Origin of the sequence: Vibrio sp. 10N.247.311.47 (assembly GCF_041467535.1) — a bacterium.
Taxonomy (GTDB): domain Bacteria; phylum Pseudomonadota; class Gammaproteobacteria; order Enterobacterales; family Vibrionaceae; genus Vibrio; species Vibrio crassostreae_C.
In genome coordinates, this window is record NZ_JBFSUR010000099.1 from 1 (window position 1) to 1,557 (window position 1,557).

The following is a 1,557-nucleotide window of genomic DNA, read 5'->3' on the forward strand; positions in this document are numbered from 1 at the left end:
CATCGTGATGGTCATAAGCCGCTTTCGCTTCATCCAAGGTTAAGGCGCAGTGCGGGCACAACTTTCGCACCAGCTTTTGGTGGGTAAAGAGCTGCATCAATCCTGGCGCAGAAACAATGGAAGACGGGATGCCGAGCTGCTCAATAAAAATAGCCGGCACCCCAAGGGCGCTGTTGGCGTGCAAGGTTGAGAGAGCTAAACCACCCGTTTCACCTTTGCGCGTAAACTCTTTGGTGGTGTCATGACTTCGAAGCTCACCAAACGAGGTGATATCGATGTCTTGGCGAAGCTGCTCTAAGGCATAGAAGGTGTAATCTAGGTATTGCCCCGAGCCATCGACCAACTCACGCTTGGGCTCAACCAAGGTTTTTGTGATGCCCGTTTGTTCAAACTCAATCGGGTCTTCGAGCGTATGGCAGCAACGCGCCACGCGGTCAACCGTATCAAACAAGGCGTACACTAACGAGGTTTTGCCTGAGCCCATGGGGCCGGTGAGCACAATAATGCCTGAGCGTCGCTGCATTTTACTTTCCAGCAAGTCACGCTGAGCAGGCAATAAATCCATATTGTCTAGCGTGAGAGGCTCACCAAGGGGCGTCAAACAACGCAGCACCAATTTGATGCCGTGACTGAGTGGCATCATCGCAACGCGCCACTCCACCATCATAGTCACGCGGTGACTTTGCCCTTCCTCATCCAGCTTTGTGACTGAACAAGGAAGCTCAAAGCGGTCATTGAGTGGCAGTCTGGGTGAATAGTTGGAGTTACCCAAGCTGAACGTGTACGCCGCTAAGGATTGACCCATCGCACGGTCGAGTCGCTCAGCGCTCTCTCCGCCGGCAAAGGTTTTGAGCCTTTCACGGCGTCCATCCACGCGCAGCAAAATAGAGGTACTGTTGCGATGCACTTCAAGGTGAATATCAGAGGCTTTGACCTCCACCGCCGCTTGACATAGCTGCGTCAGTTTATCGCCATAGGCCGACTCCAACGCTGCTTGCGTCTCTTGATTGAGTAGCGTGCGCGCCATATCTAGTAAGGTTTGTACGCGCGTCTCATCGGTTAACTTCACCATCGGGGCGCGCGCAAAAAAGCGCCCGTCACTGAGCGATTCCGTCTCTTGCACGTAACGGCGAATATCGGCGTATTTTGGGCTGTCATAACAGTCCACCCAAATCACCCCCTCCTCATCCACAATGGTGTGGCCATCTTCGATGCACAGCTCAAGTAAGGTTTGGTCGTGCAATAAAGACAGGTCATGTCTGGATTCATTCATCAAAAACCCTCCATGCGTAGAAAGCGCTGCGCGCCGTTATCACGTAAACGAACGCCTTGCTCACTCACGCTGATAATCGACAAGGTTCCGACCACGGTGCCTTTTTGCACTTTATGCCAACGGCCATGCACGTTAATGCGGGCTTGCCACGCGCCGTTGTCGATTTGCACAAGGCTGCCCAGCATCAAGCCGGCGGTTTGCACCTCCTTTGACGCTCTTGAAGACGTATTCACCACCGGGGTCACGCTGACGGGGGCACCGATGAGGCTCAACTCGGTTTCCAA

2 protein-coding genes are annotated in these 1,557 nt (G+C 53.6%); both read right to left on the bottom strand.

The annotated features are described in order from the left end of the window. Nucleotides 1–1,273, bottom strand: a 1,273-nt coding sequence (locus tag AB6E51_RS24370) for an ATPase, T2SS/T4P/T4SS family (RefSeq protein ID WP_372140306.1), incomplete at its 3' end; no start/stop codon positions are given. Continuing rightward, nucleotides 1,273–1,557 (bottom strand): hypothetical protein (locus AB6E51_RS24375; RefSeq protein WP_372140308.1); only part of this gene is annotated, 285 nt, incomplete at its 5' end. The genes AB6E51_RS24375 and AB6E51_RS24370, both read right to left, overlap by 1 nt.